Origin of the sequence: Peptoniphilus sp. (assembly GCF_050943655.1) — a bacterium.
Lineage (GTDB): Bacteria > Bacillota > Clostridia > Tissierellales > Peptoniphilaceae > Peptoniphilus_A.
Genome location: NZ_JBMNPQ010000074.1, coordinates 1 through 6,981 on the forward strand (window position 1 = coordinate 1; position 6,981 = coordinate 6,981).

A 6,981-nucleotide genomic window follows, 5' to 3' on the forward strand; every position below is an offset into this window, starting at 1 on the left:
CTACACTCCTCTATTAAGTTCATAAGAAGTAGCATTAACATGCTAAACTAATTTTATCTACTTTATGGAAATGTTTCTATAAATCCAGTAATTTGTTCAAATTTAGTTTACATAATTTTAAAATTAGATTATAATGTAACGTATGGAGGTTGATAAAAGTGATAAATAATCATAATGCAGAAGTTCAAAAGATTATGAAAGTTAGAATCGACAACTTACCAGAAAAAAAATCTTTTGAACCAGGAATCAGAAGAGCACCAGATAGAGGATTTAGACTATCTAAAGATCAAACTAAAATCGCTCTAAGAAACGCTCTTAGATATATTCCAGAAGAATATCATGAAGAATTAATACCTGAGTTCTTAGAAGAACTTACTACAAGAGGAAGAATCTATGGTTATAGATTTAGACCTGAAGGAAGAATTTACGGCAAACCAGTTGACGAATATAAAGGAAATTGTCTTGCTGGAAAAGCTTTCCAAGTTATGATCGACAACAACCTTGATTTCGACGTAGCTCTTTACCCATATGAGCTAGTAACTTACGGTGAAACTGGTTCTGTTTGCCACGACTGGATGCAATACAACCTAATTAAACAATATCTAGAAATCATGCACGATGATGAAACTCTAGTAATGGAATCTGGTCACCCACTTGGACTATTCAAATCTAGAAAGAATGCTCCAAGAGTTATCATTACAAACGGACTTATGGTTGGTGAATATGACAACCTAGAAGACTGGGAAATCGCAGAAGAAATGGGAGTTGCTAACTACGGACAAATGACTGCTGGTGGTTGGATGTACATTGGACCACAAGGTATTGTTCACGGAACTTACAACACTATTCTTAACGCTGGTAGATTAAAACTTGGTCTTGGTCACGAAGATAACCTTGCTGGTAAACTATTTGTTTCTTCAGGACTTGGAGGAATGAGTGGTGCTCAAGGTAAAGCTGGAGACATCGCTGGTGCAGTTTCTATAATTGCAGAAGTTGATATCTCAAGAATTGAAACTAGACTTGAACAAGGATGGATTCAAAAACTTGCTGAAACTCCAGAAGAAGCTGTTAAACTTGCTCTTGATGCTCAAGAAAAGAAACAAGCTCTTTCTATTGCATTCCACGGAAATATCGTAGACCTACTTGAATACATGGACAAAGAAGATGTTCACATTGACCTACTTTCTGACCAAACTTCTTGCCACAACGTATACGATGGTGGATACTGTCCAGTAGGAATTACTTTCGAAGAAAGAACTGAACTTCTAAGAACAGATAAAAAGAAATTCCACGAACTTGCAGACAAAGCTCTAAGAAGACACTTCGAAGTTATCAAAAAACTTACTGCTAAAGGAACTTACTTCTTTGACTATGGTAACTCATTCTTAAAAGCTGTTTATGATGCAGGCGTTAAAGAAATCTCTAAAAACGGAAAAGACGATAAAGACGGATTCATTTGGCCTTCATACGTTGAAGACATCATGGGACCTCTTCTATTCGACTATGGATACGGACCATTCAGATGGGTTTGCCTAAGCGGTAAACACGAAGACTTAGTTGCAACTGATAAAGCAGCTATGGAATGTATCGACCCAACTAGAAGATATCAAGACCTTGATAACTACAACTGGATTAGAGACGCTGAAAAGAACCAATTAGTAGTTGGTACACAAGCTAGAATCCTTTACCAAGACGCTAAAGGTAGAGTAGCTATAGCTCTTAAATTCAACGAACTTGTAAGAGAAGGAAAAATCGGTCCTGTTATGATGGGACGTGACCACCACGACGTATCTGGTACAGACTCACCATTTAGAGAAACATCTAACATTAAAGATGGTTCTAACGTAATGGCTGATATGGCTACACAATGTTTCGCAGGAAACTGTGCTAGAGGTATGTCACTAGTTGCTCTTCACAACGGTGGTGGAGTTGGTATTGGTAAATCAATCAACGGTGGATTTGGTCTAGTTCTTGACGGATCTGAAATGGTTGATGAAATTATCAAACTTTCTCTAACTTGGGACGTAATGAGCGGTGTTGCTAGACGTAACTGGGCTAGAAACGATCACTCAATCGAAGTTGTTAAAGAATTCAACAACGAAGCTGAATATGGACATATCACTATTCCATATCTAGTAGAAGACGACTTAATTGACAATGCAGTTGAAAAAATTAAATTTGAAGACTAATTTGTTATAAATATAAAGGCACTCGCAATTGAGTGCCTTATTTTTGTGCAAATTTTTAATTGTCGCTAAAGTTTTTAACTTTGCTGTTTATCTCCTCTATCCTCTTTCTCCAAAAAATATATTGAACTAACCACAGAGCCAAAAATATGATGACAAAGACGAGCATAAATTCGATAAATCCCTTAAAGCTATGCTCCATCCAATTTGCGAGATATGCAATTGGTAGCATTGTAAGTGATGTAATTATAAAATATGTTGCAGTCTGCTTTGCAATGCTCCACTCAGATTTTTCCCAAATAATGCTACTTCCTGAAAACATAAAGCCGATAAAGCCACATAGTATGGTTTGAAGTATCACTGCACCTATTTCACTGCCTACATAATTTAAAAATTCTGGAGTAATCATAAGATAATGTCCATTTCCAATTATAAGAGATATAACTATGGTAAAAACTTGTCCTATTGCAATGCCAATTGGAAAACCCAAAAGGCCTCTTTTAAAAAATTCTTTCACTTTATCACCTCATATTCCCAGCTTCTCTTTTATTTTTGACACATTTCTTCTAGACACATAAGTTATATCTCCATTTAAAAGAGTCACACATATTGTGCCAGTAAAGCTCATGTCAAAGTCCTTTACTTTTTTTAGATTAATTATCTCAGAATTTGAAATTCTGACGAAGCTTGTGTTCTCTAGTCGCTCTTCTATTTCATAAAGCCTAAGGCGGAGCGCGTAGTTACCACTACTTGTATTTGCAAAAACTTTACCTGATTCTGTATAAATTCTAAAAATATTTTTAAGTTCTAATAATTTTACCTTTTCGTCCTTAAATCCTGCGATAAGATCAAATGAATTTTCTTCTGATATCTTCCCTACCAAAGCGTTTATTTCATCTGTGATTTTATCTGTGTAGATTACTACTTTTGGTTCTTTAAAGTTTCCATCTATTTTTATTTCTACTTTCACAGCCCCACCTCTTTCTCTTTCAACTATAATATACAAAAATTTTTTCTTTAATTCTACAGGTTTTTAATAAGTGGCATTTTTATACGCATAAGTGGTTATTTTTATTTTTAAAAGCTCACAATTATGTACTGCGGATAAGTTAAAGATTTTAATATAGACAATAAAAAAGACCGGCTATTTGCATAACCGATCTTAGATATTTAAAATTATTCACTAAATTTTTCTTTAAGTTCTCTAATTTTCTTCATAGATTCGATGATAGAGTCTTCTAGAGATTCCATATCGTTTTTGTTAGCTTCTGTTAAAGAAGTGTTAATTGTAACTCTTTCGTTTAAAACATCAAATAGTTTTAAGTTTTCGTCGATAAAGTCTTCCATTTTGTCTCCAACTGTACAAGCCCATGTACCGTTTTCGATAATAGCTACTGTTCTGTTTTGAACATTAAGTGCAGCTAAGTCCATTAAGAAGTTCTTCATCTTTGGATAAATTCCAAGGTTGTAAGTTACAGATGCAAGAACTAAGTGAGAGTATTGGAAAGTTTTTGAAATTAATACTGATACATCAGTTTTAGATACATCATAAACTTCTACTTTCTTAACGCCCTTCATTACAAGGTTGTTAGCAAGTTCTTGAGCTGCATTTGCTGTATTTCCATACATTGATGCATATACGATTAGAACACCTTCATCTTCTGGTTCATATCTTGACCATTTGTCATATTTGTCAATGAAGTATTCTAAGTTTTCTCTCCAAACTAGTCCGTGAAGAGGAGCAATATATTTTACTTGTGGTAGTAGTGGGTCTGCTTTTTTAAGAACGTCTTGAATGAATGGACCATATTTACCAACGATGTTAGTTAAATATCTTCTTGCTTCATCAAGCCAATCTCTTTCCCAATCTACTTCGTCTGCAAATAGTTTACCATCTAGAGATTTGAATGATCCAAATCCGTCTGCAGTAAATAGTACTCCGTTAGTTGTATCAAGTGACATTAGAACTTCTGGCCAGTGAACCATTGGTGCTTCTAAGAAAGCAAATGTGTGTTTACCAAAGCTCATAGTGTCGCCTTCTTCAACGATGATTGTTTGATCTTCGTTGATGTGATATCCCATTTGTCTCATGAATTGGAAACCTTGTTCACTAGAGATTATAGTTACATTTGGCCATCTCATTACTACTTCTTCAATAGCTCCGCAGTGGTCTGGTTCCATGTGGTGGATAATCATATAGTCAAGATCTCTTCCATCAAGCATTATTTCAATTTTTCTTAGATAGTCTCTAGTAATTGACCAGTCAACTGAGTCGATTACACAAGTTTTTTCATCTAATAGTAGGTATGAGTTGTAAGAAACTCCATCTTCAATTGGAAACATGTTTTCAAAAAGTTCAAGTCTTTTGTCGTTTCCACCTACATAATATAAATCTTCTGCTACTTTTCTTATATTATACATTTGGTACCTCCCAATTATCTTCTATCTTCAGGATATTCTTCAGGAACAAAGTTTTGTTTTTCTTCTTGGCACTCTGGGCAAGTCCAGTCATCTGGAAGTCTGTCGAAATCAGTACCTGGATCTATTTCGCCTTCTGGATCTCCGTAGTTAGGGTCATATTCATAACCGCAACCAGGGCAAACCATAACTTTGTAATTAGGAGCTAATTTTCTTGGTTTAGATCTTCTAACTTTTTTCATTGGAGGAGCTGGTTTCTTTTCACCAGTGCCAAGTGCTTCAGTTAGTAGAGGCATAATTTCAAAAATATCTCCTACGATACCATAGTCACAGTTTTTGAAGATTGGTGCTCCGGCGTTTTTATTAATTGCAACGATAGTTGATGCATTTTTGATACCCTTTAAGTGTTGTACTGCTCCAGAGATACCACATGCAATATATAAGTTACCATTGAATTTTTGTCCTGACATACCAACATATCTTTCAAGAGGTACAAGTTTAAGAGTTTCAGCTACTGGTCTTGAAGAACCTAGTGCAGCACCTGCTGCGTGAGCTAATTCTCTTGCCATATCCATGTTTTCTTCTCCGCCAATTGCATTACCTACTGAAACTACTCTTTCAGCTTCGTATACTGGAGTGTCAATTGGAATACCTACTGAGAAGTCATATCCGTCTTTCTTTAAGTTTTGAACTAAAATATCTACAGCTTCTTTTGCTGTGTCTGCTTTAATTATTTCTCTTTTTCTTTCACCAGTGATAGGACCAGCTTTTTTATCTACAACTGCTGCTTTACCTTTTTTCTTTGGTGCTTTACCGATTAAGTGGTTTGCAACAACAACTCTTTGGATTTCAGATGTTCCTTCATAGATAGTTGTGATTTTAGCATCTCTGAAGAATCTTTCAACTTCCATACCTTTAAGATATCCGTTACCACCGTGAATTTGTAGAGCTTCATTAACTACCCACATTGCAACTTCAGATGCAACAGTTTTTGCCATTGCAGCTTCCATTGAGTAGTTTTCGTGGTTTTGTTTCATTTCTGCTGCTGAATAAACCATAAGTCTTGCTGCTCTAATCTTAGTTGCCATATCAGCAATCTTGAATGCAACTACTTGTTGTTGAGCAATTGGTCTACCAAATTGAACTCTTTCTTTTGCATATGCAAGAGCTGCTTCGTAAGCACCTTGTGCAATTCCTAGAGCTTGAGATGCAATACCAATTCTACCACCATCAAGTGTTTGCATTGCAATTCTAAATCCTTGTCCTTCTTTACCAAGTAAGTTTTCCTTAGGAATTTTTACATTGTTAAATTGAAGTTCTGCAGTAGTTGATGATCTAATACCTAACTTGTCATAGTGATCTCCAAAAGTAAATCCGTCCCATCCTTTTTCTACGATGAATGCAGAAATTCCGTGAGTTCCAATACCAGGAGTTGTTACAGCATATACTACATAGTAGTCAGCTGCTGGAGCGTTAGTAATAAAGATTTTGTTACCATTTAAAATATAGTAGTCGCCATCAAGTACAGCTGTTGTTTCAGTTCCACCAGCGTCTGATCCAGCGTTTGGTTCAGTAAGACCAAAAGCACCAAGTTTTTTACCTTGAGCAAGTGGTTTTAAATATTTTTCTTTTTGTTCTTTAGTACCAAAAGCTTGGATTGGATAAGAACCTAGTGAAGTGTGTGCAGATAAAACAACACCAACACCAGCGTCTACTCTTGATAATTCTTCAACTGCAATTGCATAAGAGATTACGTCTTTTCCAGCTCCACCTTCTTCTTTTGGATAAGGTAGACCCATCCAGCCGTTTTCCCCAATTTTTTTAATTATTTCTTCAGGGAATTCATTGTTTTGGTCTAGCCCAAAAGATAATGGTTTGATTTCAGATTCTGCAAAAGCTCTTATCGCTTTTCGAAGTTCTTCATGTTCCTCAGTTGTTTTGTACATACTTGACATAATTGCCTCCTCTTAAAATTAATACTTGTGAATGTTTTCAAAATGAAAATAATCAATACCCTTTCGGTATACAATGATTATTGTATACAACAAGCTGACTAAAGTGTCAAAAAGTTTTTCAATTCATTTCGGTAGTTTAAATATAATTTCATGATTTCGCTTGCTGAATTATTTCATAAATTTCAACATTACTTTCTTCTATCTTATACCCAATAAAAAATATAAAACACTTTTATAAAAATTAATTATAAGTTAAAATAATATTTTAAAATGGCTTGTTTATGCCAAATAAATGAGTGCCCTTTCTCAAGTTATATAAATTTTATTTTGAAATTTTAAAAAATATTAATTCGATTTGAATTTAAAAAAATCTTCAGTCTTAAAACCATAATTACTATTACAATTTATGAGTTTATCCTCCT

General features: G+C 34.8%; 5 protein-coding genes. 1 reads left to right on the forward strand and 4 read right to left on the reverse strand.

Annotated features, from left to right (window positions below; genetic code table 11):
- The first annotated feature begins 194 nt into the window (after positions 1-194).
- Positions 195-2,189 (forward strand): urocanate hydratase, encoded by a 1,995-nt coding sequence (locus ACOX6R_RS06685; protein WP_433448557.1) that lies wholly within the window; start codon positions 195-197, stop codon positions 2,187-2,189.
- Between the two features lie 55 nt (positions 2,190-2,244).
- On the opposite strand, the gene ACOX6R_RS06690 is transcribed toward ACOX6R_RS06685, so the two are convergent.
- The 4 genes from ACOX6R_RS06690 to ACOX6R_RS06705 all read right to left on the reverse strand — a co-directional run bounded on the left by ACOX6R_RS06690 (position 2,245) and on the right by ACOX6R_RS06705 (position 6,559).
- On the reverse strand, positions 2,245-2,703 hold the full coding sequence (locus ACOX6R_RS06690; protein ID WP_433448549.1) for a DUF3021 domain-containing protein: 459 nt from the start codon (positions 2,701-2,703) through the stop codon (positions 2,245-2,247).
- A gap of 9 nt (positions 2,704-2,712) precedes the next feature.
- Positions 2,713-3,156, reverse strand: a complete 444-nt coding sequence (locus tag ACOX6R_RS06695; RefSeq protein WP_433448551.1) for a LytTR family DNA-binding domain-containing protein — start codon at positions 3,154-3,156, stop codon at positions 2,713-2,715.
- 206 nt (positions 3,157-3,362) lie between these two features.
- Positions 3,363-4,607 carry an FprA family A-type flavoprotein gene (locus ACOX6R_RS06700; protein ID WP_433448553.1) on the reverse strand — a complete coding sequence of 415 codons (1,245 nt, stop codon included), beginning with the start codon at positions 4,605-4,607 and terminating at the stop codon, positions 3,363-3,365.
- A 14-nt stretch (positions 4,608-4,621) separates the two neighbouring features.
- Positions 4,622-6,559, reverse strand: a complete 1,938-nt coding sequence (locus ACOX6R_RS06705) for an acyl-CoA dehydrogenase family protein (RefSeq protein WP_433448555.1) — start codon at positions 6,557-6,559, stop codon at positions 4,622-4,624.
- Between the last annotated feature and the right edge of the window lie 422 nt (positions 6,560-6,981).

Coding starts and splice junctions, on each gene's coding strand:
- ACOX6R_RS06685 (WP_433448557.1), top strand. CDS start 195: ATGAAAGTTAGAATCGACAACTTACCAGAAAAAAAATCTTTTGAACCA.
- ACOX6R_RS06700 (WP_433448553.1), bottom strand. CDS start 4,607: ATGTATAATATAAGAAAAGTAGCAGAAGATTTATATTATGTAGGTGGA.
- ACOX6R_RS06705 (WP_433448555.1), bottom strand. CDS start 6,559: ATGTCAAGTATGTACAAAACAACTGAGGAACATGAAGAACTTCGAAAA.